The sequence below is a fragment of the Nocardioides caricicola genome, from assembly GCF_039541135.1.
GTDB classification, from domain to species: Bacteria; Actinomycetota; Actinomycetes; order Propionibacteriales; family Nocardioidaceae; genus Nocardioides; species Nocardioides caricicola.
Window position 1 is genome coordinate 399,251 of the sequence record NZ_BAABFQ010000007.1, and the last position, 25,794, is coordinate 425,044.

At 72.3% G+C, this 25,794-nt stretch carries 27 protein-coding genes; 11 read left to right on the forward strand and 16 right to left on the reverse strand.

All coding sequences use genetic code 11. The features are described from left to right. Window positions 1-3: 3 nt before the first annotated feature. Together ABD875_RS15955 and ABD875_RS15960 are read right to left on the reverse strand one after the other, a co-directional pair. Complete coding sequence (locus ABD875_RS15955) at window positions 4-531, reverse strand: hypothetical protein (protein WP_345179703.1); 528 nt, start codon at window positions 529-531, stop codon at window positions 4-6. Further along, entirely contained in the window at window positions 528-1,382 is an 855-nt protein-coding gene (locus ABD875_RS15960; RefSeq protein WP_345179705.1) for a methyltransferase domain-containing protein, read from the reverse strand. The genes ABD875_RS15955 and ABD875_RS15960 overlap by 4 nt, the downstream gene beginning before the upstream one ends. Window positions 1,383-1,407: 25 nt before the next feature. On the opposite strand from ABD875_RS15960, the gene ABD875_RS15965 reads away from it, so the two are divergent. Further along, window positions 1,408-1,743 (forward strand): TfoX/Sxy family protein, encoded by a 336-nt coding sequence (locus tag ABD875_RS15965; RefSeq protein ID WP_345179709.1) that lies wholly within the window; start codon window positions 1,408-1,410, stop codon window positions 1,741-1,743. Between the two features lie 24 nt (window positions 1,744-1,767). On the opposite strand, the gene rlmC is transcribed toward ABD875_RS15965, so the two are convergent. Further along, the gene (gene rlmC / locus ABD875_RS15970; protein ID WP_345179712.1) at window positions 1,768-2,874 is read right to left on the reverse strand and encodes a 23S rRNA (uracil(747)-C(5))-methyltransferase RlmC; all 1,107 of its coding nucleotides are present in this window, start codon (window positions 2,872-2,874) and stop codon (window positions 1,768-1,770) included. A 60-nt stretch (window positions 2,875-2,934) separates the two neighbouring features. On the opposite strand from rlmC, the gene ABD875_RS15975 reads away from it, so the two are divergent. Together ABD875_RS15975 and ABD875_RS15980 are read left to right on the forward strand one after the other, a co-directional pair. Continuing rightward, window positions 2,935-3,387 (forward strand): DoxX family protein, encoded by a 453-nt coding sequence (locus ABD875_RS15975; protein ID WP_345179715.1) that lies wholly within the window; start codon window positions 2,935-2,937, stop codon window positions 3,385-3,387. A gap of 48 nt (window positions 3,388-3,435) precedes the next feature. Continuing rightward, entirely contained in the window at window positions 3,436-4,887 is a 1,452-nt protein-coding gene (locus ABD875_RS15980; RefSeq protein WP_345179718.1) for an MFS transporter, read from the forward strand. 38 nt (window positions 4,888-4,925) lie between these two features. Here the strand turns inward: ABD875_RS15980 and ABD875_RS15985 are convergent, their stop codons facing one another. Together ABD875_RS15985 and ABD875_RS15990 are read right to left on the reverse strand one after the other, a co-directional pair. Further along, complete coding sequence (locus tag ABD875_RS15985) at window positions 4,926-6,050, reverse strand: fatty acid desaturase family protein (RefSeq protein WP_345179722.1); 1,125 nt, start codon at window positions 6,048-6,050, stop codon at window positions 4,926-4,928. A gap of 18 nt (window positions 6,051-6,068) precedes the next feature. Next, window positions 6,069-7,604 carry a fibronectin type III domain-containing protein gene (locus tag ABD875_RS15990; RefSeq protein WP_345179726.1) on the reverse strand — a complete coding sequence of 512 codons (1,536 nt, stop codon included), beginning with the start codon at window positions 7,602-7,604 and terminating at the stop codon, window positions 6,069-6,071. 43 nt (window positions 7,605-7,647) lie between these two features. Here ABD875_RS15990 and ABD875_RS15995 point away from each other — a divergent pair, with 43 nt between their 5' ends. Continuing rightward, window positions 7,648-8,724 carry an acyltransferase family protein gene (locus tag ABD875_RS15995; protein WP_345179731.1) on the forward strand — a complete coding sequence of 359 codons (1,077 nt, stop codon included), beginning with the start codon at window positions 7,648-7,650 and terminating at the stop codon, window positions 8,722-8,724. Here ABD875_RS15995 and ABD875_RS16000 read toward each other — a convergent pair. The 6 genes from ABD875_RS16000 to ABD875_RS16025 are packed head-to-tail and all read right to left on the reverse strand — an operon-like array spanning window position 8,696 to window position 15,541. After that, window positions 8,696-9,820: a CDP-glycerol glycerophosphotransferase family protein gene (locus ABD875_RS16000; protein ID WP_345179735.1), complete on the reverse strand. Its 1,125-nt coding sequence runs from the start codon at window positions 9,818-9,820 to the stop codon at window positions 8,696-8,698. The genes ABD875_RS15995 and ABD875_RS16000 overlap by 29 nt on opposite strands. Then, window positions 9,817-11,076: a lipopolysaccharide biosynthesis protein gene (locus tag ABD875_RS16005; RefSeq protein ID WP_345179738.1), complete on the reverse strand. Its 1,260-nt coding sequence runs from the start codon at window positions 11,074-11,076 to the stop codon at window positions 9,817-9,819. Before ABD875_RS16005 ends, ABD875_RS16000 begins: the two co-directional genes overlap by 4 nt. After that, complete coding sequence (locus tag ABD875_RS16010; RefSeq protein ID WP_345179741.1) at window positions 11,073-13,244, reverse strand: hypothetical protein; 2,172 nt, start codon at window positions 13,242-13,244, stop codon at window positions 11,073-11,075. The genes ABD875_RS16005 and ABD875_RS16010 overlap by 4 nt, the downstream gene beginning before the upstream one ends. Continuing rightward, complete coding sequence (locus tag ABD875_RS16015) at window positions 13,237-14,076, reverse strand: lysophospholipid acyltransferase family protein (protein WP_345179744.1); 840 nt, start codon at window positions 14,074-14,076, stop codon at window positions 13,237-13,239. Before ABD875_RS16015 ends, ABD875_RS16010 begins: the two co-directional genes overlap by 8 nt. Further along, window positions 14,073-15,140 (reverse strand): glycosyltransferase family 4 protein, encoded by a 1,068-nt coding sequence (locus ABD875_RS16020; protein WP_345179746.1) that lies wholly within the window; start codon window positions 15,138-15,140, stop codon window positions 14,073-14,075. Before ABD875_RS16020 ends, ABD875_RS16015 begins: the two co-directional genes overlap by 4 nt. After that, a complete protein-coding gene (locus tag ABD875_RS16025) occupies window positions 15,137-15,541 on the reverse strand; it encodes a hypothetical protein (RefSeq protein WP_345179750.1) in 405 nt (134 codons plus the stop codon). The genes ABD875_RS16020 and ABD875_RS16025 overlap by 4 nt, the downstream gene beginning before the upstream one ends. 79 nt (window positions 15,542-15,620) lie before the next feature. Between ABD875_RS16025 and ABD875_RS16030 the strand changes: the two genes are divergently transcribed. Genes ABD875_RS16030 through ABD875_RS16040 form a run of 3 tightly spaced genes read left to right on the forward strand, consistent with a single transcriptional unit; the run spans window position 15,621 to window position 18,644 of the window. After that, window positions 15,621-16,712, forward strand: coding sequence for a glycosyltransferase family 4 protein (locus ABD875_RS16030; RefSeq protein WP_345179753.1), 1,092 nt, complete (start codon window positions 15,621-15,623; stop codon window positions 16,710-16,712). A gap of 40 nt (window positions 16,713-16,752) precedes the next feature. Next, entirely contained in the window at window positions 16,753-17,754 is a 1,002-nt protein-coding gene (locus ABD875_RS16035; protein WP_345179756.1) for a glycosyltransferase family 2 protein, read from the forward strand. A 23-nt stretch (window positions 17,755-17,777) separates the two neighbouring features. Beyond that, a complete protein-coding gene (locus ABD875_RS16040) occupies window positions 17,778-18,644 on the forward strand; it encodes a DUF1295 domain-containing protein (protein WP_345179760.1) in 867 nt (288 codons plus the stop codon). Here ABD875_RS16040 and ABD875_RS16045 read toward each other — a convergent pair. After that, entirely contained in the window at window positions 18,641-19,573 is a 933-nt protein-coding gene (locus ABD875_RS16045) for an NERD domain-containing protein (protein ID WP_345179763.1), read from the reverse strand. The genes ABD875_RS16040 and ABD875_RS16045 overlap by 4 nt on opposite strands. Window positions 19,574-19,653: 80 nt before the next feature. After that, window positions 19,654-20,910: a cation:proton antiporter gene (locus ABD875_RS16050; RefSeq protein WP_345179767.1), complete on the reverse strand. Its 1,257-nt coding sequence runs from the start codon at window positions 20,908-20,910 to the stop codon at window positions 19,654-19,656. A 31-nt stretch (window positions 20,911-20,941) separates the two neighbouring features. Between ABD875_RS16050 and ABD875_RS16055 the strand changes: the two genes are divergently transcribed. After that, complete coding sequence (locus ABD875_RS16055) at window positions 20,942-21,451, forward strand: flavin reductase family protein (RefSeq protein ID WP_345179771.1); 510 nt, start codon at window positions 20,942-20,944, stop codon at window positions 21,449-21,451. Between the two features lie 56 nt (window positions 21,452-21,507). Here ABD875_RS16055 and ABD875_RS16060 read toward each other — a convergent pair whose 3' ends face one another. Continuing rightward, window positions 21,508-21,939 carry an Hsp20/alpha crystallin family protein gene (locus ABD875_RS16060; RefSeq protein WP_345179774.1) on the reverse strand — a complete coding sequence of 144 codons (432 nt, stop codon included), beginning with the start codon at window positions 21,937-21,939 and terminating at the stop codon, window positions 21,508-21,510. 104 nt (window positions 21,940-22,043) lie between these two features. Between ABD875_RS16060 and ABD875_RS16065 the strand changes: the two genes are divergently transcribed. Further along, complete coding sequence (locus tag ABD875_RS16065; RefSeq protein ID WP_345179778.1) at window positions 22,044-22,337, forward strand: MerR family transcriptional regulator; 294 nt, start codon at window positions 22,044-22,046, stop codon at window positions 22,335-22,337. 2 nt (window positions 22,338-22,339) lie between these two features. Here the strand turns inward: ABD875_RS16065 and ABD875_RS16070 are convergent, their stop codons facing one another. After that, a complete protein-coding gene (locus ABD875_RS16070) occupies window positions 22,340-23,221 on the reverse strand; it encodes a class II glutamine amidotransferase (protein ID WP_345179780.1) in 882 nt (293 codons plus the stop codon). 58 nt (window positions 23,222-23,279) lie between these two features. Between ABD875_RS16070 and ABD875_RS16075 the strand changes: the two genes are divergently transcribed. Beyond that, window positions 23,280-23,663 (forward strand): hypothetical protein, encoded by a 384-nt coding sequence (locus tag ABD875_RS16075; protein ID WP_345179785.1) that lies wholly within the window; start codon window positions 23,280-23,282, stop codon window positions 23,661-23,663. Here ABD875_RS16075 and ABD875_RS16080 read toward each other — a convergent pair. Further along, a complete protein-coding gene (locus tag ABD875_RS16080) occupies window positions 23,653-24,768 on the reverse strand; it encodes an epoxide hydrolase family protein (RefSeq protein WP_345179788.1) in 1,116 nt (371 codons plus the stop codon). The two genes, ABD875_RS16075 and ABD875_RS16080, sit on opposite strands and share 11 nt — an antisense overlap. A gap of 53 nt (window positions 24,769-24,821) precedes the next feature. Here ABD875_RS16080 and ABD875_RS16085 point away from each other — a divergent pair, with 53 nt between their 5' ends. After that, complete coding sequence (locus ABD875_RS16085) at window positions 24,822-25,772, forward strand: helix-turn-helix transcriptional regulator (protein WP_345179792.1); 951 nt, start codon at window positions 24,822-24,824, stop codon at window positions 25,770-25,772. Window positions 25,773-25,794: the final 22 nt, after the last annotated feature.

The following is a 25,794-nucleotide window of genomic DNA, read 5'->3' on the forward strand; positions in this document are numbered from 1 at the left end:
AGGCTACTGACCGGGGAGGTAGGACCTCACCGGGCGGGTCAGCTGCCGGCGGTCCGGGGCGTAGTCGACGGTGGAGACGGGCTGCTCCTCGACGGAGGACCGCACCGAGACCGAGTAGCGCGCGGACGGCGCGAGGCAGCTCGGGTCGAAGCGGACGATCGAGCGCCGGCCGACCATCTTGAGGGTCGCGCACCCGCGGTCGCTGATCTCGCGGCCGTGGCCCCGCCAGCCGCGGGCCTTGTAGACGGCGTACTCGGAGAACCCCAGCCCGGTCAGGTAGACGTCGGGCACCCGGTCGTCGTCGGTGTCGAACCACGCCTCGATGTTGTCGCCGACGTCGACCGCGCGGGCGTGCCGTACGAAGACCCGGGCGTACCGCCCGTCCGCGGCCTGCAGGGTCACGCTGCGGATGTCCCACGCCATGCCCGGCTCGGCCGGGTCGGTGACGGTCCGCTCGGTGGGAACGGCGGCGGACGCCGGCACAGCCGTGAGGGCGACCACGAGGGCGACGAGGATCCCGAGCCTTCTCATGACGACACTGTGCCCGATCCGGGCTTGCGGCACACGAAGCCGAAGACGGTGATGGCGGAGAACGCCCACCCCTGCCGTGCCGCCTCGCTCATCGACCGCACCGCCTCGTCGGCCTGCGCGCGGGTGATCCGGCCCTCCGCGACGGCCTGGTCGCCCGACAGCCGGTACAGCTCGAAGTCCTGCAGCTCCTCCTGGGTGTAGACCAGCGCGGACGACCCGATGTCGGGGTCCACGACCAGTCCCGCCTGCATCGCGAGGCGTGGGATGTCGCGCGCCGAGCGCGCGTTGGCGAGCTGGCCGAGGAACGCGACCAGCATCTCGCGGGCGACGTCGGGGTCGATCGAGGACTCGACGCGCGACTCGTGGTCGGAGTCGAGCAGCAGCGCGCGGCCACCCGGCCGCAGCACCCGGGCGACCTCCCGGATCGCGGTCTCCGGGTCGGGCACGTGCTGCAGCACCCGCTCGCACCAGACCAGGTCGACACTCGCGTCGGGCAGCGGGATATCGGTCGCCAGGCCCGGCCGGAACTCGGCCGTCGACCCCGCCGCGGCCGCGCGCTCGGTGGCGACCGCGCGCAGCATCTCGTTCGGCTCCAGGCCGATCGCCTGTCCGTCGGGCCCGGCCAGCGCCGCCAGCCGGCGGGTCATCACGCCGGTGCCGCTGCCCACGTCGACGCAGACCTCGCCGGGCTGGACGTCGCCGGCGGCCAGCGCCCAGGCCCGGAGCCGCTCGATCGACGGAGCCACGTCCTGCGCGTCGAGGACGCCCACCATCGCCCGGACCGCACCATCGCCGATCGTGTCCGGGCGAAACGCCGTACCGAGAGTGAAGGACGATTCCTCCGTGCTCATGAGTCGAGCGTGCCACGATCGGGGCGTGTCGTACGACGAAGATCTAGCCCAGCGGGTGCGGGACGTCGTGCTGGGTGAGCCGGGGCTGACCGAGCGGAGGATGTTCGGCGGCCTGGCGTTCCTCGTCAACGGGAACATGGCGGTGGCGGCGAGCCACGAGGGCGGGCTGCTGCTGCGGGTGCCGCCGGAGCGGACCGAGGAGCTGCTGGGCGACCCGGACGCCCACGAGTTCACGATGCGCGGCGACACCCCGATGACCGGCTGGCTGCGGGTGCGGCCCGACCACCTCGACGACGACGCCGTCCTCGAGCGATGGACCGACGTCGGCGTCACCTACGCCCGGAGCCTGCCGCCGAAGTAGGCGCCACCAGCGCCGGGTTCCCCCTCACCGCTCCAGCAGCACCAGCACCTCGTAGTGCCCAGTGTTGGGGAACATGTCGAGCAGCTGGCCGCGCACCGGGCGCAGCGACGGCATCGCGGCGAGGTCGGTCGCGAGGGTCTGCGCGTTGCAGCTGGAGTACAGGACGTGGCGTACGCCGGACTCCTCGAGCCAGCCGCTCAGCTCGGACCCGATGCCGCGGCGGGGCGGGTTGACCACGACGAGGTCGGGCGCGGGCCGGTCGAGCAGGTACGACGTCGCGTCCCCGGCCTCGAACCGCGCCGCCAACCCCGCCTCCTGGGCGCTGAGGGTCGCCGACGCGACCGCCTCGGTGCTGATCTCGACGCCGAGGACGTCGCGGCCGGGCCGGGCGAGGTGCAGCGCGAAGCCGCCGACGCCGCAGTACAGGTCCCACACGGAGCCCGGCGCGCTCTCGTCCGCCCAGGCCCGCGCCTGCTGGTACAGCGCCGCGGCCATCGCGGTGTTGGTCTGGAAGAAGCTCTGCGGCCGCAGGTGCAGGTCGATCCCGTTGACCCGCATCCGCAGCGTCTCCTGCTCGGTGAGCACCAGCTCGCGGTCGCCCTCGAGGACCGCCTTGTGCTCGGGCTGGAGGTTCACCGACGCGACCCCCAGCGCGGGCAGCGCCTCGCGCAGCCACGGCAGGTGCTTCTGGATCCGCGTCACCGGCTCCTGGGAGCGCAGCACGAACCGCACCATCAGCTCGCCGTCCGGCGACTCGGTCACCAGCAGGTGCTTCAGCTCGCCGCGGCGCGTCGGCACGTCGTACGGCGCGATCGCGGCGCGGGTCACGAAGGCCGCGAGCACCGGCAGCGCGGCCTGGATGCCGGGGGTGTGCAGCGGGCAGTCGCGCAGGTCGACGCCGGCCCCGGCCGGGTTGAGGATCCCGAGCGTGGGCTCGTCGACCGTGCCGTGCACGACCATCTTCGCCTTGTTGCGGAACCCCAGCTGCGGGCTCGCGACCGGCGGGAGCCAGGCGACGCCCGCCACCAGGTCCTCCACCCGCCGCCGCTTGTCGAGCAGCTGCACGTCGTACGGCAGGCCGAGCAGGCTGCAGGAGCGGCAGCGGCCGGCGTCGAAGTGGTGGCACAGCATGGTCCGTCCAGCCTAGGAGAGGGCGCCCCGGCGCTTGCCGACTGCGGCTAGCGTGCGGGCATGAGCCGCTTCGACGCGCCGCCCACGTCCGCCCCGCGCACGCTGGCCCGGGTCGCGCTCGGCGCGATCCTCGCCTTCGCCGGGGTCACCCACCTCACCGTCGCCCGGGAGGAGTTCCAGGCCCAGGTCCCGAGCTGGTTCCCCGTCGACGACGACGCGGTGGTGATCGTCTCGGGCATCGTCGAGGTGACGCTCGGTGCCGCCCTCATCGGCTGGGCCCGCGGCCGGGTGCCGGTCGGCTGGGTGGTGGCGGCGTTCTTCGTCGCGATCTTCCCGGGGAACATCGCGCAGTACGTCGAGGGCACCGACGCCTTCGGCCTGGACACCGACCAGAAGCGCTTCGTGCGCCTGTTCTTCCAGCCGGTGCTGGTGCTCTGGGCCCTGTGGTCCACCGGCGCCTGGCGCGACCGGGATCACATCACCGGCCGAAAGGTTGCCGGAATCAACCAGTAGGGCGGCGGGTTAGGGGTTGTGCCCGCCCCTGCGCCCGTGAGGATCTCGATGACCGCCCCGCTCGACCGCCGCACCGACTACCGGGTCACCTTCGTGGTGCTCTGCGTGGGCGTGGCGTCGTTCTCGTTGCTCCAGTCGATGGTCAACCCCGTGCTGCCGACGATCCAGGAGGCACTCGGCACGGACCAGACCACGGTGACGTGGGTGCTCACGGCGTACCTCGTGTCCGCGTCGGTCTTCACGCCGATCATCGGCCGCATCGGCGACAAGGTCGGCAAGGAGCGGATGCTCGTGGTCGCGCTGGGCGCGCTCGCCGTGGGCTCGCTGCTCGCCGCCGTCGCCACCAGCGTCAGCGTGATGATCGCCGCCCGCGCGATCCAGGGCATCGGCGGCGGCGTGCTGCCGCTGACGTTCGGCATCATCCGCGACGAGTTCCCCCGCGAGAAGGTCGCCTCCGCGATCGGTACGGCGGCCGCGCTGCTCGCGGTCGGTGGCGGGGTCGGCCTCGTCATCGCCGGCCCGCTGGTCGACGCGCTCAGCTACCACTGGCTGTTCTGGATCCCGATGATCATGACGACCGTCGCCGCGGTCGCGGCCGCGATCTGGGTGCCGGAGTCCCCCGAGCGCACGCCGGGCCGGATCAACGTCGCCACCGCGCTGCTGATGTCCAGCTGGCTGGTCGCCCTGCTCGTCGCCGTCAGCCAGGGCCACCACTGGGGCTGGGACTCCCCGCGCGTGATCGGCCTGTTCGTCGCCGCCGCCGTGCTGCTGCCGGTCTGGGTGATCGCCGAGACGCGCAGCAGCGACCCGCTGGTGGACATGCGGATGATGCGGATCCCGACCGTGTGGACGGTCAACCTCGTCGCGCTGCTGTTCGGCTTCGGGATGTACTCGAGCTTCGCGTTCCTGCCGCAGTTCCTGCAGACCCCGGAGGTCGCGGGCTACGGCTTCGGCGCGACGGTGACCGAGTCAGGCCTGCTGCTGCTCCCGCAGACCGTCGCCAGCTTCATCGGCGGCGTCGCCGCCGGTCGCCTGGCCGCCCGCGTCGGCTCCAAGATGCTGCTGGTGTTCGGCGCCGGGCTCACCGCGTTCGGCATGTTCGGCCTGGCGTTCTTCCACGACGAGGTCTGGATGATCCTCGTCGAGACGACGTTCCTCGGCCTGGCCTTCGGCCTCGCGTTCGCCGCGATGTCGAACCTCGTGGTCGCCGCCGTCCCGCAGTCGCAGACCGGTGTCGCCAGCGGCATGAACACCAACATCCGCACCGTCGGCGGCGCGATCGGCTCGGCCGTGATCGCCACCGTGGTCACCAGCCAGCTCCAGGCCAGCGGCCTGCCCACCGAGTCCGGCTACTCGCACGGCTTCCTGCTGCTGGGGATCACCGGCGCGGCCGCGACGATCGTCGCGATCCTGGTGCCGGTCGTGCGCGCCACCACCCACGTCGTGCCCGGCCCGCAGGCGGAGTACGAGGCCGAGCCCGCCGAGCGGGCGCAGGTCTGAGCCCGAGCCGTCTCTGCTGCCGGTTGGACACGATCGGCCTAGGCCGGACGCACCGTGAGCCGGCGCAGCTGCGGGAGCAGGTTGCGCCGGTTGGTCTCGGCGAGCCACCCGTTCGGCAGCGACAGCCGGACCACCTTGTGCCAGGCGCTCGCGACCTGCCTGACCAGTGGGCGCGAGTTGTAGGTGAGGTCGAACCGGTCGAACACCGCGCGCACCCGGGGCGCGATCTCGAAGTACCGGTTCGACGGCAGGTCCGGGAAGATGTGGTGCTCGATCTGGTGCGACAGGTTGCCGGTCATCAGGTGCAGTGACCGGGGGCCGGAGATGTTGGCCGAGCCGAGCATCTGCCGCAGGTACCACTGCCCGCGCGTCTCGTTCCGGTCCAGCGACTCCTGCTCGAAGGCCTGCACGCCCTCAGGGAAGTGGCCACACATGATGACCGAGTGGCTCCACAGGTTGCGGAGCAGGTTCGCGGTCGCGTTGGCGGCGAGCGTGGACTTCCACGCCCGCCCGGACAGCGCCGGGTAGAACACGAAGTCCTTGGTGAGCTGCTTGCGCGCCTTCACCAGGGCGACGCGTACCTCGGCCTTCTTCTCGGGCGTCATCGTCCGCTTGTCGCGGATGTGGTCGCCGAGGTCGAGGTCGAACATCGCGATGCCGTACTCGAAGATGCACGCGGTCACGAAGTTCCACGCCGGCTGGGCGAGGTACCGCGGCTGCCACGGCTGCGCCTCGTCGACCCGCATGATCCCGTAGCCGAGGTCGTTGTCCTGGCCGATGATGTTCGTGAACCGGTGGTGGGTGTCGTTGTGCGCGCGCTTCCACTGCGCGGCGGGCGTCACGTGGTCCCACTCCCACGTCGAGGAGTGGATCTTCGGGTCGCGCATCCAGTCCCACTGACCGTGCAGGACGTTGTGCCCGATCTCCATGTTGTCGAGGACCTTCGCCACGGTGAGCGCGGCGGTGCCCAGCAGCCACGACGTACGACTGCGGCGTCCCATCAGCATGGCGCGGCCGCCGAGCTCGAGCCCCCGCTGCACCCGCACCAGCCGCCGGATGTAGGCGGCGTCGCGCGCGCCCCGGTCGTCCAGGACGTCCTGCCGGATGGTGTCGAGCTCCTTGCCGAGCAGCTCGAGCTCACCGGAGGTCAGTGTGATGCTCACCTCACCAGTGTGCCTCGGTCACCCTGAGACCTTCAGATACCGCGTGTACGCCGGAGCGCTCCAGCCGTGCTCGTTCTGCGCGCGGACGGCCACGCGCAGCCGCTTGCCGGCCGGCAGCCTCGTGAGCGTCGCCTGCGTCCGGCCGGGTCCGACCGTCACCGTGCGACCGAGCGCGGTCAGCCGGTACGCCGTGACCGAACCGGCCGGCGGCTCCCACCGAACGGTCACGCGACGCTTGCCCGGCTTCGCGGACACGATCGAGGGCGCGCTCGGGGCGATGCTGGTGTCGACGGTGACCGCGGTGACCTGCCCGTCGAGCTGGATCGGCAGCGACGCACCTCGCGTCGTGGACGGCACGTGACCGCGGTCCGACGGCCGGTTCACGGTGAGCTCGGCCGGCTCGGCGAACCGCAGCGTCACGTCGGCCGTGCGCTCGGGCAGGTACGCCTGCGCGTCGGGGTCCCACAGCGACACGTCGCGGAACAGCAGCAGCACGAAGTCGCCGTTGCGCTTCTGGGTCAGGAGGTAGCGCGCGTCCTCGGGCAGCCCGTCGGCGGCCACGGCGAGCGAGCCCGGCTGGAACGCCGGGCCGGGGTCGGCGAGCAGCGCCAGCAGCGCCTTCATCGAGCTGTACGCCGGCTTCGGCGTCAGGTCGTGGCGCACCAGCCCGAAGTGCGCCTCGGGGTTGGTCTGGGCCGGGTCGTCGAACGAGTCGATGAGCTCGTAGCTGTACATCCGCTGCTCGCCGCGGCCGAGGTGCTCGAGCAGCAGCCGCGGCAGGTAGACGCCCGCGACGTCCTCCGGCACCGGCGGGTGCGTGCTCTCCGCCGCCATCGCGTTGTGGTAGCCGGCCTCGGTGGTCACCACCGGTCGGCCGGGCACGGCCTGCTTCAGCGCCTCGGTGATCCGGGTGACCTGGTTCGACGGCTTGTGGCCGCCGGGGTACATGTGCGCGTTCGCGACGTCGGCGAACGGCGAGAGGTCGCCGACCTCGGCGTAGTTCCAGCGGAAGGCCAGCGCCGGCGACAGCACCGGCAGGTCGGCCGTGGCCGGGTTCGCCCCGGCGGCCGCCCAGAGCCCCTCCTGCCAGGTCCGCATCTCGGTGACCCACTCCTCGCCGCCGAACAGGTCCCACTCGTTGACGCCCTCGATGCTCTCGACCACCCCGGGCGAGAACTGTTCGGCGACGGTCGCGACGTAGTCGGCCGGTACCGCGCCGGTGCCGGGGCGGCCCATGATCAGGTCGAAGCGGACGCCGGCGTCCTCGGCGACGGTCTCGATGGCGTCGTACTGCCACGGCGCGTCGAGGTAGAGGTCGTCGCGGACGTGGCGGACACCGAGGTCACGCAGCAGTGCCGCGACGGCGTCCTCGTCGCGGTAGGGCGTGTTGAGGAAGTTCAGGTGGATGCCGACGCCGTAGCCGTCGACGACGGAGTCGGCCTGGACCGCCGGGATCGGCTGGGGCTCCGGCTGCGGCTGCGGGGCGGCGCTCGCGGAACCAGGGATCCCCGCCACCAGGACGAGCGCCCCGAGAACTGCTGTCGCGATCCGCATGGTCCTCCCATAACGCGCGCGGGTCGCCATTCGTTACGGACTCGTGGCGACCGGACGCTTCGACTACCTGGACGGCATCCGCGCGGTCGCGATCGTCGCCGTCCTCGCGCTGCACTGGTTCAGCTGGTACGTCCCGATCTTCCACGGCGGCGTGATCGGCGTCGACCTGTTCTTCGTGCTGAGCGGCTTCATCATCACCACGATGCTGTGGCGCACGCCGTCGGGCTGGGTCCCGTTCATGCGCCGGCGGCTGGTCCGGCTCTACCCCGCGCTGCTCGGTCTCGTGGCCGGCTCGGTCGTCCTGTACGCCGTGGTCCCGTGGGCGCCGCTCGACCCCGCCGAGGTCGCCCGGCGCGGGGTCGTCGTGCTCACCCAGCTGTCGTCGCCGTACGCCGCCGAGCAGGAGGGCAGCCTGTGGCTGCCGGCACTCCAGCCGTTCGGCCAGACCTGGTCGCTGGCGGTCGAGTGGTACTTCTACGCGCTCTGGCCGGTGGCCGTGATCGCCGCGCGACGGCGCGGCTGGAGCGCGCGCCGGCTGGCGACGGTCTCGGTCGCGGTCGCCGCGGTCGACTACAGCCTCTCGTTGGCCCTCGGCACGTTCTGGTTCTACTTCGGGCCGACCGCCCGCTGCGCGGAGCTGCTCGTCGGCGCCGCGCTCGCACTGTGGTTCCTCGACCGCGGCCGGCCCACCACCACCCGCGGCACCGCGCCCGCGGCGCTCGCGCTGGCCGCGGTCGCGGCGTACTCCCTGCTCGGGCCGGACGGCGACAGCCCGGTCTACCGGTACGTCGGCGTCCCGCTCGCGGTCGTCGCCGGGGTGGTGCTGATCCACACCGGGTACGGCGGGCAGCACGGCCCGGTGCACCGGCTGCTCGGCCACCCGTGGCTGGCGACCGTCGGCCGGCACAGCTACAGCCTGTACCTCTGGCACGTCGTGCCGTTCCTGCTGCTCGAGGAAGCGCCGGGGCCGAAGCCCCTGCTCGGGCTGGTCGCGGTGGCCTCCGCGGTCGCGCTGACCGTGCTCAGCTACCGCTACCTGGAGCGGCCGTTCCTGCGCCCGCGCGGCGACGTGCTCAGCCCGGCCCGCGCGGTCACGCCGACTCCAGCACCCCGAGCTTGACCAGCGCGGTCACCAGGTCGTCCGCGGCGGTCGCCGACCGGTTGAGCCCGATCCGGGTCGCGACCTCGCGGCGCAGGCCCGCGTCGGGGTCGGCGAGGAACCGCGCGAACGGCTCCCGGTCGAGGTCGACGACCTCGCCGGGCACCCAGTCGAGGACGTCGGCGGGGTGCAGCGGGCGGTCGTAGGTGTCGCGGTCGTGCACGAGGAACGCGATCGGCCGGTCGGTGAGCAGGTAGTCGACCCACACGCTCGAGTAGTCGGTCACCAGGCCGGACGACGCGCCCAGGAGCTCGTAGAGCGTGACGCCCGCGGCGCTCAGGTCGCCCTCGTCGAGGGTCACCGCGCCCGGCCAGGCGCGCCGGTCGGCATCCATCGGGTGCGGCTTCACCACCAGCTGCCGGCCCTGGGCGCGCAGCCCGGCGGCGAGCTCGGCGAGCCCGGCGCGGTCCTCGGTCACCGGACCACCGGCGCGCATCGCGCCGACCGCGCGGGCGGTGCGGAACGTCGGCATCCACACCACGAACTCCTGGGTGATGCCGAGCGCGGCCAGGCGATCCGCGCCGGCGGGGCGCCACAGCTGGTCGGTGCGCGGGTTCCCGGTCAGCAGCACCCGCTCGGCGGGGACGCCGAACGTCGCCGCCTGGTGGTGGCTGAACAGCGGCGTGCTGCCCACGAAGTAGGTGCTCTCGATCAGCCGCCCGGCGTCCTTCGACGGCGCGATCCCCTTCGGGCCGTCGCCGTGCCAGATGTTCACGACCGGCTTGCGCAGCCGCGGGCTGCCGTAGAGCCCGTGCGTGAACAGCACCGCCTCGGCGCGCAGGTACGCCCACAGCCCGGCCGGGCTGGCCTTCGGCACCAGCACCAGGCCGCGCGCGGCGAGGGCCTGGACCTCGGGCGGCACCGGGCCGCCGTCGCGCAGCCAGACCACGCGGCCGGCGTACCGGTCCACGAGCGCGCGCGCCACCTCGACGCCGTTGCCCTCGGTCTCCGGGTAGGCCGACAACACCACCGACCGGGTCTGCGGGACCACGCGCTCGAGGACCCGCAGGCCGACGCGCAGCAGGGTCAGGACGATCGAGACGGCCACGTCCCTCATGCCGGCGTCAGCTCCTCGGCACGGGCGGGCGCGTCGTCGGAGAAGCGGGCGACCGTCGCGGTGACGAGGTAGCCGAGCAGCCCGCCCACGGCGTGCCCGATGCCCCACGCCGCCGCGACCCAGACCGTGCCCCGGTCGGCGAGCGAGACCGCGAGCGTCAGCATCACGACGGTGCTGACGGCCTGCACCGAGATCATCGCGACGAGGTTGGCCGCCAGCCGCAGCCGCATCATCCCCCAGTAGTTGAAGGCGGCGCCGACCGCGCCGAGCGCCAGCACCCGCAGCGTGGCGGTGCCCTCGTCGGCGTAGTGGGAGCCGAAGATCGCGAGCAGGTACGGCGCCAGGAGCAGCATCACTAGGGCGCCGCCGACCGATGCCGCCGCGATCAGCAGCCCGCCCTTGCGCACGACGGCGTGGCGGCCGTGCTCGGCGCGCTCGGTCTCGGCGTAGGTCGCGTTGGCGACCGCGAGCACCACGGCGTTGAGCAGCATCGCGACCTGGAACGCGATGAAGTACGACCCGGCCTGGGCCGACCCGAGCGCGTTGACGACCAGCAGCGGGAACACCAATAGGGGCAGGACGGTGAGCACGTAGGTCACGTAGCCCGCGGCCGCGAAGCCGCGGTTGGCGAGCAGCTGGGGCGACGGCGACGGCCGCCGCGACCCGGGGACGTGGCGCAGGATCACCGCGAGGCTGGCGAGCGCGCAGCAGAGGATCGCGAGGCCGAACGAGCCGTACAGCCCGAACGCGCCCGCACCGGCGAGCAGGAACGGCAGCCCGCACTTGAGCACGCCCATCAGGAAGCCGTTGAGCCGGAGGAACGACCAGACCCGGTCGATCGCCAGGAACACGCTGTCGGTGAGCACGTTGAGGGCGGTCGCGGCGACCAGCACGCAGAACGCCGCGATCACCAGCGGCGAGTGCAGCACCTCGGCCAGCCGGGGCGACGTGGCCGGCAGCAGCACGGCGTACAGGAGGGCGAACGTCGCGCCCGCGCCGGCGACGACCAGCGCGGCCGTGACCACGTCGGCCGCCTTGCGGGAGCTGGCCGGGAGAGTCTTCACGATCGCGATGTTCAGGCCCAGCTGGGCGAACAGCGCCAGCGCGTCGCCGGCGGCCACGAGCGAGCCGGCCAGGCCGACGTCCTCGGGCGAGGCGAGCCGCGCGGCGATCACCCAGAACAGCGCGCCCGCGCCGGCCATCAGCAGGGTCGTGACGAGGACGAGCAGCGAGTTGCTCAGCAGCTTGCTGTTCATCGGTACACCCGGGCTTGAGGGGCGTCAAAGATCCGGTCGAGGCGCCGGTCGAGGGCGCCGATCGGGTAGGTGTAGGTGAGCAGGTCGCCGGTCCAGAAGACCGTGGACTCGCCCTGGTCGAGGATCTGGCCGTCGACGAAGACGTAGCCGTCGTCCGAGAGCATCGTCGGGAACAGCCGGTCGGACACCGGAGCCCGGTTGTCGCTCATCGCCAGCAGCCGGACGTTGACGTTGCGGTTGGCGATGATCCGCTCGTTGTCCTTGTCCGCGCGGTCGGTCGCGCCGAGCCAGCCGATGCCGTTGATGGCGGAGTCGGTCGCGAAGAACCGGTCGTAGTAGACGCCGGCGTTCGCGAGCGCGATCCGCTGCTGGGTGGCCGCGAGGACGACCAGCAGCGCGACCGGCGCGACCGCGCACAGGACCCGCCGCCGCAGCACGAACCACATGCCCATCGCCATCACCGGCGCGACGACCAGGAGCGTCTGCTGGAACGCGCGCAGCACGCCGTAGTCGACCGAGAGGTTCGGCACCACGACGATCAGGCCGAGCGCGGCCATCGATCCCCACACCAGGAACACGACCTCGCGGGGGAAGCCGCTGTCCTTGCGGCGCCGCAGCAGCCAGACGAGACCGAGCAGCAGGAACGCCTGCATCACCAGCGCGCACGCCAGCTTGACCGGCGTGGACGCCACCGGGTGCAGCTCCGGCGACGTCACCTCCGGACCCGGGTCCGGCAGGGTCTGCTGCTCCTCCGGGATCTCCGCGGCGCGGTAGTCGAGGGTCGCGTCGACGAACATCGACATCCGCTCGTCGGGCGAGGTCTGGTCGCCGGAGAGCAGCCAGTACGACGTGTCGGACGAGCTCGGCCCGTCGTCGCCGGAGCCCGTGATCGCCTGCACGGTCTCGCTCAGCACCTCACGCGCGTGGCCGCCGGTCCCGGTGATCGGCCCGGCCCAGGCGAGCGTCGTGACGAGCAGCGCGCCGACCATCAGCGGGTGCAGCAGCACCAGCGGCGTGCGCCGCACCTGGCGGAGGACCGTCAGCCCGAGGAGGGCGGCGACCATCGCCATCAGCAGCACGTACGTCGTGGAGTAGTGCGACAGGACCACACCGACGCCGAACGCGTACACCAGGAGCCGATTCGGGTGACGCTCGGTCGCCGCGAGCAGCAGCAGCGCGAGGAAGAAGAACGCCATCTCCTGGCGCACGAGGTACGGCATGTCGGTGAAGAACGTCGGGAACGCGATCGTGAGGACCGCGGCAGCGAACGCGAGCCGGCGCGGGACGAACCGCCGCGCGAACAGGTACGTCAACACCGGGACGACGGCGAACACCAGCTGCAGCAGCAGCTTGAACACGACGACGCCCGACAGACCGGTCGCCTGCGCGAGCACGGTCGGCAGGATCGTCACGCTGAGGCAGGCGTTGTACGCGCTGGGCAGCGCGCTCATCTCCCAGTTCTGCACACCGTCGGTGAGGCGGAACGCGAGGTACTCCGCCTGGATGTCGTGGCCCGTGATCACCCAGCCGCGCAGCGACGTCGCGAGCAGCAGGCCGGCGGAGACCAGGCCGAGGACCCAGCCGTCGTGCGCACGCCGCGTCCCCAGGACCTGGGCGAGCAGAGCGGCGGCGCCGACGAGCACCGCGACCACCGCGACGAGTCCGGAAGCCCCGTTGTTGAGCCGGATCGCGCCCGTCACCGACAGCAGCAGCGCGACCGAGGCCAGGGTGGGCGCGAGCACGAGCTGGGCGTCGAGCACGGCACGGAGGGCGCCCGGTTGCGCCAGGGGGATGTCGCGGCGCCAGAGCAGCAGCGCGAGGTCGACGACGAGCCAGGTGATCGCCAGCGGCAGCGGCGCGAGCGGGTGGTCCACGCCGACCCAGGGCAGCACGGTGTCGAGCAGCAGCCCGCCCACGACGAGGCCGAGCAGGCTGAGGCCGAACGCGTACGGCAACCGGGTCGCCCGGCGGGCGAGCACGAGGGTCGGCAGCGCGACGAACGTGACCAGCGCGACCGTCGCGCGCAGCACCGGCAGGTCGAGGTCCAGCGCGACCACGGCCTGCGCGGCCACCAGCGCGAGCACCCGCCAGCGCAGCGGCTCGCGCCGGCGCCGGGGCGTGACGTCGACGTACGACGTGTCGGCGCGCTCGAGGACGGTGTCAACCATGCGCGACCCGGTCCTCGACCGATCCCCAGCGCGAGAGCGGCAGGTCGGTCGCCTCGGGCCAGCGGAGCACGACCGCCTCGTGGATCGCGAGCATCCGGTGGAGCAGCGGCTCGGGCCCGGCGAACTCGGCGGGGAGCAACGGCTCGTGCACCTGGATGAACGGCCCCTGGTCGTCCTCCTCGGAGGTGATCACCACGACCGGCGAGTCGGTGCCGATGGCCAGGCGGGCGGCCCCGAACGAGCCCAGCACCTCGCGTCCGGCGAAGCGCAGCGGCGTCCGGCCCGGGACGTCGGTGGCGATCGCGACGACCTTGCCGTCGTTCAGCAGCGCGGTGAGCCCGTCGGTGCCGACGGCCGCGCTGACGGGCGTGCCACCGTGGGTGGTCGCGACCTTCACGTGCTGGCGCAGCCAGGCCGGCGCGTCGGGCTCGAGCATGTAGGGGTAGGCCACCAGGTGACCGGGGACGCCGAGCCGGGCGATCGACGCGAAGGCGCCGTCGTAGTAGCCGTGGTGCATGAAGTTGAGCACGACGCCGCGCCCGAGCGCGCGCGCCTCGCGCAGCCAGTGCATGCCCTGCACACGCAGGCTGGTGATCAGCTCGGGGTGCCAGCGCAGCTCGCCGCGCCGGGCCTGGTAGGCGACGTACGCCCGCGCCACCTCGTCGAGGTCGGCGTCGGGCCGGGAGTGCTCGAGCAGGAAGCGCATCTGCGCGCGGGCGTCCTCACGGACGGACTCGCTCCGCCACGCCGCGCGGGTCCGCGCCCGCACCAGCGCGGGCAGCAGCGTCGTCGGCACCGCCGCGCGCAGCCGCGCGACCGTCTCCTCGCTCACCATCGGGCGGCCTCCCTCATCACGCTCTCCATCTCGTCCCCACGCCAGGCCCACCGGGACGGCTCGACCTGCATCTCCCCTGTCAGCACCTCGGCCAGCGCGTCGGCCAGCGCGACCGGGTCGCCGGGCGGCACGAGGCGGCCGTCGACGCCGTCGCGGACGACGTACGGGATCCCGCCGACGTCGGACCCCACCACCGGGCAGCCGCACGCGATCGCCTCGGCCAGCGCCATCCCGAACGACTCGGCCTCCGTCAGCGACGGCAGCACGGTGACCCCGGCGCGGCGGTAGTACGCCGGCAGCGCGGCGTGGTCGACGTGCCCGGCCCACTCGACCAGGTCGGCGACGCCGAGGTCGGCCGCCTGCTTCTGCAGCGCGACGACGTCATCGCCCGAGCCGACGACCGTGAGCCGCGCGTCCGGCACCAGCGCACGCAGCCGGGGCAGCGCGTCGACCAGCACCTGCAGGCCCTTCCACCGCGACGACTGCTCGACGCGGCCGACGTACAGCACCCGGCGCTCGCGCGGCTCGCCGCTCGGCGTGAAGATCTCGGTGTCGACGCCCGGCGGGATCAGCCGCGCGCGACCGGTGGCGTGCGCGAGCGAGACGGGCGACACCGCGACCAGGGCGGCACTGCGGGCGAAGACCCGCGGCAGCACGTGCTTCTCGTAGGCACGCAGCACGCCGTCGACCCGGTGGTCGCCCTTCACCAGCGAGCCGGAGTGGTAGGTCAGCACGACCGGGGCGGGCGACGTGAACGCCGCGAGGTCGGCGAGCCCCGGCACGGGCGCATGCGCGTTGACGACGTCGACGCCGCGCAGCAGCCGGCGCAGCTGCCAGGCCCACCACGGGTTCAGCGGGGTGTTCGAGAGCGTCAGCCAGGTGCCGAGCCGCACCACGCGGATGCCGTCGTACGACGTCTCGACGGTGCGCCGCGCGCGGCCGGTGGTGACCACGATGACGTCATGGCCGCGGTCGCGCAGGGTGCGCGCGACCCAGGCGGCGTACTGCTCCACTCCCCCGGGCTCGGGCGCGAAGCGCGGGGAGACCACCGCGACCCTCATCGCCGGGCACCTCGGCAGTGGGCGAGGACCTCCCGGTCGGCGCCGGGCAGCCGGACCGCGAGGTCGAAGTCGCGTGCGGGCCGGGCGAGCACCTGCGTGACATCGGCGGTCTCGCCCGGGTCGACGGCGACCGTGCCGGTGCGGCGGACGTCGCCCGCGGTGACGACGTAGTCGAAGGTGCGCACGTCGCTCATCGCGTTGTCGACGGTGAAGCTCACGGTGAGCTCGGTGCGGCTGCCGCCACAGACCGGCACCGTGCCGTCGGACGAGCGGGCGAACGAGAGCGCGACGTACTCCTGCGGCTGGTGCGAGGCGGACAGCGCCATCTGGTCCCGCACGCCCGGGAAGAGCGCGGCGAGCAGCGCCACCAGACCGACCGCCAGCGCGGTGAGCGGGAGCACGCGTCGATACCAGTGGGGTGAGTCCACGGCTGTCCAACGGGAGGGTGTCGGGCCGGTTACGCCGGGGCATATAGGGCGCGTGTCACGGTCCAGACCACACGTCCTCCACGTCGCCCACCAGGTGCTGCCGCACCTCGGTGGGCTCGAGACGGTCGTGGGCGCGGAGACTCGGGGGCTCCGCGACCGCGGCTGGGACGTCACGGTCGTCAGCAGCGGCGCCGGCACCCGCGTCGAGGACGGCATCCGCACGGTGCGGGTGCGCGCGTGGAACGGGCTCGAGGAGCGGTACGGCGTGCCGTTCCCGCTGTTCTCGCCACGCCTGCTGTGGGTGCTGGCGCGCGAGGTGCGGCGGGCGGACCTCGTGCACGTGCACGACGTGCTCTACCTGTCGAGCTGGGTGGCGGCGCTGTGGTGCCTGGTGCTGCGGACCCCGTACGTCGTCCACCGCCACGTCGGCTTCGTGCACCACTCCTCCGCGCTGGTGCGGCTGGTGCAGGGAGTCGTCCTCGCCACGTTCGGCCGGCTCGTCCTCGGCGGCGCCCGCACCGTGCTGCCGATCGACGAGCACGTCGCGGCCGGGCTGCCCGACCCGTCGAAGGTCGTCGTGCTCGGCAACGGCGTCGACACGGCGCGCTTCCACCCCCGCCCGCCGGTGGCCCGCGAGCGGCCGGTGGCGCTGTTCGTCGGGCGGTTCGTGCCGAAGAAGGGCTTCGACCTGGTCGCGGCAGCCGCGGGCGACGAGTACGAGATCGCCTTCGCCGGCGGCGAACGCCCAGCAGGGCTTGAGGATCCGCGTCTTCGCTTCCTCGGCGCCGTGCCCGCCGACGAGATGCCGGAGGTCTACGCCGCCGCCGACGTGATGGTCGTCGCCTCGGTCGGCGAGTGCCCGCTGACCGTGCTGGAGGCGATGGCTAGCGGGCTTCCCGTGCTGCTGAGGGAGGACCCCGCCCTGCACTCGCCGTGGACCGCGGGGCCCGGGGTGCGGTTCGTCGACATGGCCGCGGGCGACCTGCCCGAGGCGCTGCGCAAGCTGGCGGCCGACCCCGACGAGAGGCGGCGGCTCGGCGCGGAGGGAGCCGCGTTCGCTCGAGCGGCGTACTCCTGGGACGTGCACGTGGACCGGCTGGAGGATGTCTACCGGGCCGTAACCCCAGGTTCGCTCTCCCGTTGAGCGGGACATGTCGATCTCGGGGGTCGCCCAAGGAGGTCGTGTGTCCACAGCAGCCGAGCGTTACCGCATCGCAGCGGTCGTGCCTTGCCACAACGAGGAGGCGGCGATCGCGACGGTGGTCGCGGACCTCGTCGCCTCGGTTCCTGGGATCACGGTCTACGTCTACGACAACTGCAGCACCGACCGCACGGTCGAGCGGGCGCGCGAGGCGGGCGCGATCGTGTGCTCAGAACCCCACAAGGGCAAGGGGAACGTGGTCCGCCGGGCGTTCGCGGACATCGACGCGGACATCTACCTGCTGATCGACGGCGACGACACCTACGACGCCGGCGCGGCGCCCGCGATGATCGAGAAGCTGCTCGCCGACAACCTCGACCAGGTCGTCGGCGTACGACGCGGCGATGCGTACCGCGCGGGCCACGAGACCGGCAACAAGGCACTGAACCGGATCGTCACCGGCATCTTCGGCGACACGATGGGCGACATGCTCTCCGGCTACCGGATCTTCTCGCGCCGGTTCGTGAAGAGCTTCCCGGCGGTGTCGCGCGAGTTCGAGATCGAGACCGAGCTGACCGTCCACTCGCTCGCGCTGCGGATCCCGTCGGCCACCGTCGACGTCGGCTTCAAGGACCGGCCGGAGGGCTCCGAGTCCAAGCTGCGCACCTACCGCGACGGCTGGAAGATCCTCAACGTGATCATGACGCTCACCCGGCACGAGCGTCCGATCTACTTCTACGGGCTGATCTCCGCGGTGCTGATGTTCCTCGCCACCGTGCTCGCGATCCCGGTGCTGGTGCAGTACGTCCAGACCGGGATGGTGCCGCGGATGCCCACGCTGATCGTCTCGTCCTTCCTGGTGATGATCTCGTGCCTGCTGTTCCTCGCGGGCCTGGTGATCGACGGCATCCGCAAGTCCCGGCACGAGACGAGCCGGCTCTCCTACATGCGGCTGCCGTCCGTGCGCGGCACCTACGTCCGCGACCCGGAGTTCTACCCGGACACCGTGGCCGCGCACATCCCCGTTCCGCGCGCCAGCAGCTGACGCAGCCGGTACGGTCGGGCGCCGTGAGCAGAACCCGGTCGCTGGCCCATGTCCTTCTCGCCTACGTCGTCGCGATCGGCGTCGGCGCCGCGTGGCTGTACGCCGGGCCCGACACGGCGTACCTCTGGCTGGACGGGCTGATCGCCGACGTCCTCGCGACGCTGGTGATCTTCGGCTTCAGCCGGTTCCACCACAACTCGAGCTTCTACGACGCGTACTGGAGCGTGATCCCGCCGCTGCTCGCCGTCTACTGGTGGAGCGAGAGCGACCCCGACGAGCTGCGCGCCTGGCTGGTCTGCGGGGTCATCGTCGTGTGGGCGGTGCGGCTGACCGCGAACTGGGTCTACACCTTCCCGGGCCTGCACCACGAGGACTGGCGCTACCCGATGGTGCGGGCGAACGCCGGTCGCTTCGAGCTCGTCGCCGACCTCGTCGGCATCCACCTGGTCCCCACGCTCCAGGTGTTCCTCGGCCTGGTCCCGGCGTACGTCGCCCTCACCCAGCCCGGCCGCGCCGTGGGCTGGCTCGACTGGCTCGCCGTCGCGATCGGGCTCGGCGCCGTCGCGCTCGAGCTCGTCGCGGACACCCAGATGCACCGCTTCCTGCGCACCCGCGAGCCGGGCCAGGTCATGGACCGCGGGCTGTGGGGCTGGTCGCGCCACCCCAACTACTTCGGCGAGATCAGCTTCTGGTTCGCCCTCGGCCTCTTCGGCCTGGCCGCCTCTCCGGCGGACTGGTGGTGGGTCTTCGTCGGCGCGCTCGCCATGCTGCTGCTGTTCCTCACCGTCAGCATCCCGATGATGGAGAAGCGCAGTCTCGAGCGGCGCCCGTCCTACCAGGACGTCGTCGACCGGGTGCCGAAGCTCGTCCCCCGCCCACCGCGCGGCTAGCGGTCTGAGCGCTCGCAGACCAGGCCGTCGCGGTCCTTGTCGAGGACCGCGCTGGCCCTGTACACCTCCGGCTGGATCGCCGGGACGCCCCACGGGCCCTTGACCCGGCGCACGGCGGCGACCGTGCCGACACCGTCGGGGTAGACCTCGCGCAGTGCCTGGCAGCTGTCGAAGCCGATGGCGGGCAGCATGCTCTCGGGCTGGACGGCCTCGACGGCGCGGTCCTTCAGGTTCTCGCCGTAGTCGACGAGCTTGGGCAGCTGGGAGACCGCGAGGAGCCCGATCAGCGCGAGGACGGTCAGCTTGAGCACGCCGCGGCGGAACGAGCGGCTGATCCGCGGCTCGGGGCGACGGACCCGCGGCTCGCGGAGCTCGCGCGGCAGGCGCTTCTGCCGCGGCATCTGCAGCCGCGGGGTGCGCGGCGGCGGACCGGCCGCGGCGCGGAACCCGAGGTCGAGCTCGATCGACGCGAGGGTGACCTCGTCGGAGGACAGCATCGGCGGGCGGCGCGTCAGCATCTCCCGGAGGTTCGCGGTCGAGCAGATCATCACGTCGTGGCACCAGCCGACCAGCGGCTCCTCGCGCTCGAAGCAGAGCGCGGAGCGCACGGTGGTCGCGGCGGGACCGCTGACCAGGCCGGCGACGGCGAGCGCGGCCTCACTGGCCTGGCCGATCACGCGGTGCTGACGGCGACCGCGGCACCAGAAGCTGTTCTCCCGGACCTCGATCCGGCCGGCCCAGTCCTTCACGTCGATCACGAAGACACCCGGAGGACCGACGACGACGTGCGAGACGTCGCCGCGCCGGCTCCCTGGCCAGCGCACGCTGGAGAACACCGACCAGCCGTCTGCGCGCAGTGAGTCCAGGATCGCTCCAGTCGCACGCGTGCGATGCCGCCTGACCAGCCGTTCCATCGGCTCGGCGCTCATGTCCGTACCCTTCCGTGGGTGTCTTCCTGGACCCCATCGGCTCGGAACGGGCCGGCCTTAGGCGTTGTCGGATGCCGAGATCAGGCGTCGATCCGCCGCATCACCGGCGAGGCCAGGACGCCGTGCACGAACACCGACAGCACCACGGTGAACGCCACCGTCGACCACAGCCAGTCCGCCGCGAGCTCGTCGGCCTCGCCGGCGGCGTAGGCGAGGTAGTAGATCGAGCCGATCCCGCGGACGCCGAAGAACGCCGCGGCCCAGCGCTGCCCGCGGTCCAGCGGCGGCTGTTCGCGCCGCGCCATCGGGCTGAGCGCGATCAGGCCCGTGACGGGACGGACCAGGAAGATCAGCGCCACCCCGATCACGACGCCGCGCCAGTCCAGCGCCTCGAGCAGCCCGCGGCTGAGCGCGATGCCCAGCACCAGCAGCACGAACAGCGTCAGCAACCGCTCCAGCCGCTCGGCGACCTCGTGCATCGCCGCCTGGTAGTCGTGCGACCGTTCGGCCGAGCGGAACGTCATCGCGCAGACGAACACCGACAGGAAGCCGTAGCCGCCCGCGATCTCGCCGACGCCGTACGCCGACACCAGCGCCGCGAGGGCGAGCAGCGACTCGCCGCGCTCGGCCACCCGCAGCGAGCGGCTGCTGGAGCGGAACGCGACGTACGCCAGCACGCGGCCGACCAGGATGCCGGCGGCGACCCCGATGACGACCTTGCCGACGAGGTACCAGCCGACCCACTCCAGCCCGAGCGCGCCCTCGGTCGCCAGCAGGATCGCGGCGTACACGAACGGGAACGCCAGCCCGTCGTTCAGGCCGGCCTCCGAGGTCAGCGTGAACCGGAGCTCGTCGGACTCGTCGACCTCGTGGTCACCGGTCTGCGGCCCGGCGACCTGGACGTCCGAGGCGAGCACCGGGTCGGTGGGCGCGAGCGCGGCGCCCAGCAGGAGCGCCACCGCGACCGAGGCCCCCATCGCCCAGCCGAGCAGCGCGATCGCGCCGATGCCCAGCGGCATCGCGATCCCCAGCAGCCGCCAGGTGGTGCTCCACCTCCCCCAGGACGCGCGCCGGCGCAGCTCCAGCGGCCGGTCGATCGCCAGGCCCACGCCCATCAGCGCGACGATCACGACGAGCTCGGTGACGTGCTCGATGGTGGCGCGGTTCTCCTGGGGGTCCAGGGGCAGTCCGTCGGGGAGCGGGGTGAACCCGATCGCCAGCCCGACGGCGACGAGCACCATCGGCGCGGAGATGGCGTAGCGGTCCAGCAGCGCGGGCAGCACGACCGCCAGCAGGAGCGCCGCACCCGCCACGACGTACACGAGGTCGGCGGTCACAGGTACGTGGTACCCCATCTAGGGTGAAGTCGTGCCTGACGACGCATTCGACCAGATCATGGCGTCCGTGGACGCGCCGCTCGTGGTGGTCACGACGGTCGCCGAGGACGAGCGCGCCGGCTGCCTCGTCGGCTTCCACGCGCAGTCCAGCATCGGCCCGGAGCGCTACTGCGTGTGGCTGTCGAAGGCGAACCACACCTACCGGGTCGCCCTGCGGTCCTCCCACCTCGCGGTGCACTTCCTCGGCGCCGACGATCTGCCGATGGCCGAGCGGTTCGGCACCCAGACCGGCGAGGAGGTCGACAAGTTCGCCGGCCTCGACGTCTCCGACAGCGAGTACGGCGTACCGCTCGTGGACGCGCTGCCCAACCGGATCGTCCTGGAACGCACCGCCCTGCTCGACGACGGCGGCGACCACGTGTGCCTGATGACGCGGGTCGTCGACGCGCAGAGCGCCGGGAGCTTCACCCCGCTGCGGGTGTCGGACGCCGCGCACCTCGACCCGGGCCACGAGGCCGACGAGCGCGCGATCGAACCATGACACGAGGGGCCGCCCCTCCGGGCGGCCCCTCTCCTGGGCTGACGGCTGCGTGAGCGTCAGGCCTCGATCGCGGTGCGCTCCGTCTCGTTCGAGCCGGCGTTGATCTCGATCTTGCGCGGCTTCGCCTTCTCGGCGACCGGCACGACCAGGCGCAGGACGCCGTCGGCGTACGCCGCCTCGATGCGGTCCAGGTCGAGGTTGTCGCCGAGCACGAGCTGGCGGCTGAACACGCCCTTCGGGCGCTCGGTGGCCAGGGCCTCCCAGTCGCCGTTGCGGGCGACCCGCTCGGCCCGGACGGTGAGCACGTTGCGCTCGACGTCCAGGTCGATGCTCTCCTTCGCCACGCCGGGCAGGTCGAACTCGATCACGAAGCGGTCGCCCTCACGCCACGCGTCCATCGGCATCACCGCGGGACGGTTGGTGGTGCCGAGGAGCTGCTGGGTGAGCCGGTCGAAGTCGCGGAACGGGTCGGTGGTGCGAAGCAACATCACTGTCCTCCTGGTTCTGCTGTCGGGGGCCCGTGAACCGGGTCCGTACCTGTAACGTTCAGTACAGGTTTTTTATATTCCGATCATCAGGAAGAATCAAGTCCGTGGCCCAGGGAGATCGAGCAAGCAGCCGGGGTGTCTTCGCGATCTCGGTCGCCGCCGAGATGGTGTCGATGGAGATCCAGAACCTCCGCGTCTACGAGCGCCGCGGCCTGCTCGAGCCCGACCGCACCGCCGGCGGCACGCGGCTCTACAGCGCCGACGACATCGAGCGCCTGCACCGGATCCGCCAGCTCCTCGCGGACGGCCTGAACCTCGCCGGCATCGCGCACGTGCTCGCGCTCGAGGACCGGGTGCGCTCGCTCGAGACGGAGGTACGCCGCCTGCGTGGTCGCTGAGGTCAGGCGCGCGGCTGGAACCCGACCAGCTCGTCGGCGCCCGGGCCGATGATGTACACCGAGGACTCGGGGACCTCGTTCCACGCGCCGGGCAGGTCGCGCAGCGGCTCGGAGACCACCAGCCTGGTCTCGTCGCCGGCGCGGGCGATGACCTCGATGTCGGGGTAGAGCTCGCGCAGCCGGGCGATGTCGGTCGAGTAGAACAGCGAGCGCGACGTGCCCTCGCTGGAGTAGCGGAAGACCCAGACCGACTCGCCGTTCGACGTGGCGACGGTCATCTGCACCGGGTGGACCACGCCGTGCTCGGCGGCGACCCGCTCGACCAGCCCCACCGCGCGCTCCACGGCGCCGACCGGGTCGTCGCGCAGCCCGAACGTCAGGGCGAGGAAGAACAGCATCTCCGAGTCGGTCGAGCCCTCGATGTCGGCGTACAGCGCCGGGTCCACCTGCATCGCCAGCTCGCGCTTGTAGTCATGGAAGCCCGCGAGCACGCCGTTGTGCATCCACAGCCACTCGTGCCACCGGAACGGGTGGCAGTTGCTGCGCTGCACCGCCGTACCGGTCGAGGCCCGCACGTGCGCGAACAGCAGGGGCGTGCGGATCTGCCGGGAGACCTCCCGCAGGTTCGCGTCGTTCCACGCCGGGTCGACGCCCTTGAACACCGCCGGCTCCGCGCCCTCGCCGTACCACCCGATGCCGAAGCCGTCGCCGTTGGTCGTCGTCGCGCCCATCCGCGAGTGCAGGCTCTGGTCGATGATCGAGTGCACGGGCCGGAACAGCAGGTCGTCGACGAGCATCGGGTCGCCGTAGTACGCCATCCACCGGCACATACCTGCACCGAACCACGCCCGCCGCCCGGACGCGTCCCCCAGAAGGGGTGACATGAGAGCACTCTCACCGCCGCCTCACATGGGTCCCATCCAGGACGGGAACGGTGGAGCCATGAAGACCATTGCCCTCACCACCGCCGCCCTGCTCACCGCTTCCACCGTGGCCCTCGCCGCGCCCGCTCACGCGGGCGACGACGACCGCCAGCGGTCCGGGTCCTGCGCCGGCAGCACGAACTGGAAGATCAAGGCCGGCCCCGACGACGGCCGCATGGAGGTCGAGGCCGAGATCGACAGCAACCGCAACCGCCAGATCTGGGACTGGACCCTGCGGCACAACGGCCGGTACGCCGACAGCGGCACCAGCACCACCCGCGGCCCGAGCGGCTCCTTCGAGGTCGAGCGCCGGACCGCGAACGCCCCCGGCAAGGACACCTTCAAGTTCCGGGCCGTCAACCGCGCCTCGGGCGAGGTGTGCATCGCGCGGGTCAGCCGCTGACCGGTCCCTGACCGAAGAACGTCCGCAGGTCGGCGACCAGCTCGTCGGGTGCCTCGAGGGCGGCGTAGTGGCCACCTCGAGGGAACTCGGTCCAGTGCACGATGTTGGCGTTGTCGCGCTCGGCGAACGCCCGGATCGTCCGGAAGTCGTCCTTGAACACCGCAACCCCGACCCGGCCCTGGCTGACAACGGGCTCTGCGCCGGCGCGCTGCTCCTCGAAGTGGTAGCGGGCCGCGGTGGCGTAGGTGTTGGTCAGCCAGTAGAGGCTGACCTGCGCCAGGACCTGCTCGGGCTGGACCAGGCTGGTGCCGTTGCCGAAGTTCTCGAACAGCTCGCTGTAGGCGAGCACGGCCACCGGCGAGTCCGCCAGCGCGGCGCCGATCGTCTGCGGGCGGGTGCCGTTCATCTGGTTGTAGCCGCCCACGCTCACGAACCACTGCAGGTGCGCGAGGGCGCCGTACTCCTTCTCTCCGAAGCCGTCCATCTCCCCGGGCGCCCCGGACGGGAACGAGAAGAGCTGCAGCACGTGCGCGCCGAGGAAGCCCTCGGGGTTCAGGACCGCGAGCTCGCGCCCGATCATCGCGCCGGCGTCGCTGCCGTGGCTGCCGTAGGAGTCGTAGCCGAGCCGACGCATCAGCGCGTCGTACGTCGCCGCCACCCGCGCCATCGTCCAGCCGCCGCCGGCCAGCGGGGTCGAGAAGCCGAAGCCCGGCATCGACGGGATCACGAGGTGGAAGCTCTCGCGCAGAGGCTCGACCATCTCGAGGAACTCGATCACCGACCCCGGGTAGGTGTGCGCGAGCAGGAGGGGCGTGGCGTCCGGGTTGTCGGAGCGGACGTGGATGAAGTGGACCGTCTGGCCGTCGATCTCCGTGGTGAAGTTCGGGTGCGCGTTGAGCCGGCTCTCGACCGCGCGCCAGTCGAAGGACTTCCACCGCTCGACCATGTCCTGCAGGTAGGAGACGGGCGTGCCGTACTCCCAGGAGTCGCCGGGCGCGGCCGGCGCGTAGCGGGCCCGGTCGAGCCGGGCGCGGAGGTCGTCGAGCTCGGCCTGCGCGACCTCGATGCGGAAGGGACGGATCTGGGTGTTCTGGTTGGTGTTCATGAGGACGACGCTAGAACCGGTTCCGGAACACTACGTTCCTGTATTTTGACGTCGTGCTGGAAACTTCTGCCCGCCTCCTGGCGCTGCTCGGTCTGCTCCAGTCGCGCGTCGACTGGTCCGGCGCGGAGATCGCCGAACGGCTCGACGTCACCGACCGCACCGTCCGCAAGGACGTCGCCCGGCTGCGCGAGCTCGGCTACCCGGTCGACGCGGTCCGCGGCCCCGGCGGCCGGTACCGCCTCGGCGCCGGAGCCAAGCTCCCGCCCCTCCTGCTCGACGAGGACGAGGCGGTCGCCGTCGCCGTCGGCCTCCGCGCCGCGACCGGCATGGCCGGCTTCGAGGAGACCGGCGCCCGCGCGCTGACGAAGCTGGAGCAGGTGCTCCCCGACAAGCTGCGCCGGCGCCTGGCCGCGCTCCGCCAGGCCACCAGCGCCGGCCCGGTCAACACCGACTCGAACGTCGAGGACCCCGTCGTTGACCCCGAGCTCCTCAACGAGCTGGCCGCTGCCATTCGCGACCACCAGGGCCTGCGCTGCGATTACCGCGACACCCGCCTCGAGCTCGAGCCGTACCACCTGGTCGGCTGGCAGCGCCGCTGGTACCTCGTCGCCCGCGACCCGGCCAGCGGCGCGTGGGCGCCGTACCGCGTCGACTGGCTGCACCTGCGCACCCCCGGCGGCCGCCGCTTCACGCCTGCTGAATTTCCCGGCGACCTCACCGACTTCGTCGTCCGCGAGGTCGCCCGCACCGGCTGGGCCGTCCACGTCCGGATCCGCATCCACGCCCCCGCCACCGAGGTGATGGCCCGCATCAACCCCGCCGTCGGCACCGTCGAGGCGGTCAGCGACACCGAGTCCGACCTCGTCACCGGCGGCGACAGCGTCGAGGTCGTCGCCGTCTGGATCGGCATGCTCGGCCTGGATTTCTCCGTCAGCGAGCCGCCCGCGCTCGTCGAGAACCTGCGGGCGCTCTCGTTGCGGTATGCGCGGGCGATCGGCGGCTGACTAAGCACATTGCGCTCCGCCG

Coding starts and splice junctions, on each gene's coding strand:
- ABD875_RS15955 (WP_345179703.1), bottom strand. CDS start 531: ATGAGAAGGCTCGGGATCCTCGTCGCCCTCGTGGTCGCCCTCACGGCT.
- ABD875_RS15960 (WP_345179705.1), bottom strand. CDS start 1,382: ATGAGCACGGAGGAATCGTCCTTCACTCTCGGTACGGCGTTTCGCCCG.
- rlmC (WP_345179712.1), bottom strand. CDS start 2,874: ATGCTGTGCCACCACTTCGACGCCGGCCGCTGCCGCTCCTGCAGCCTG.
- ABD875_RS15975 (WP_345179715.1), top strand. CDS start 2,935: ATGAGCCGCTTCGACGCGCCGCCCACGTCCGCCCCGCGCACGCTGGCC.
- ABD875_RS15980 (WP_345179718.1), top strand. CDS start 3,436: ATGACCGCCCCGCTCGACCGCCGCACCGACTACCGGGTCACCTTCGTG.
- ABD875_RS15990 (WP_345179726.1), bottom strand. CDS start 7,604: ATGCGGATCGCGACAGCAGTTCTCGGGGCGCTCGTCCTGGTGGCGGGG.
- ABD875_RS16000 (WP_345179735.1), bottom strand. CDS start 9,820: ATGAGGGACGTGGCCGTCTCGATCGTCCTGACCCTGCTGCGCGTCGGC.
- ABD875_RS16005 (WP_345179738.1), bottom strand. CDS start 11,076: ATGAACAGCAAGCTGCTGAGCAACTCGCTGCTCGTCCTCGTCACGACC.
- ABD875_RS16010 (WP_345179741.1), bottom strand. CDS start 13,244: ATGGTTGACACCGTCCTCGAGCGCGCCGACACGTCGTACGTCGACGTC.
- ABD875_RS16020 (WP_345179746.1), bottom strand. CDS start 15,140: ATGAGGGTCGCGGTGGTCTCCCCGCGCTTCGCGCCCGAGCCCGGGGGA.
- ABD875_RS16045 (WP_345179763.1), bottom strand. CDS start 19,573: ATGAGCGCCGAGCCGATGGAACGGCTGGTCAGGCGGCATCGCACGCGT.
- ABD875_RS16060 (WP_345179774.1), bottom strand. CDS start 21,939: ATGTTGCTTCGCACCACCGACCCGTTCCGCGACTTCGACCGGCTCACC.
- ABD875_RS16070 (WP_345179780.1), bottom strand. CDS start 23,221: ATGTCACCCCTTCTGGGGGACGCGTCCGGGCGGCGGGCGTGGTTCGGT.
- ABD875_RS16075 (WP_345179785.1), top strand. CDS start 23,280: ATGAAGACCATTGCCCTCACCACCGCCGCCCTGCTCACCGCTTCCACC.
- ABD875_RS16080 (WP_345179788.1), bottom strand. CDS start 24,768: ATGAACACCAACCAGAACACCCAGATCCGTCCCTTCCGCATCGAGGTC.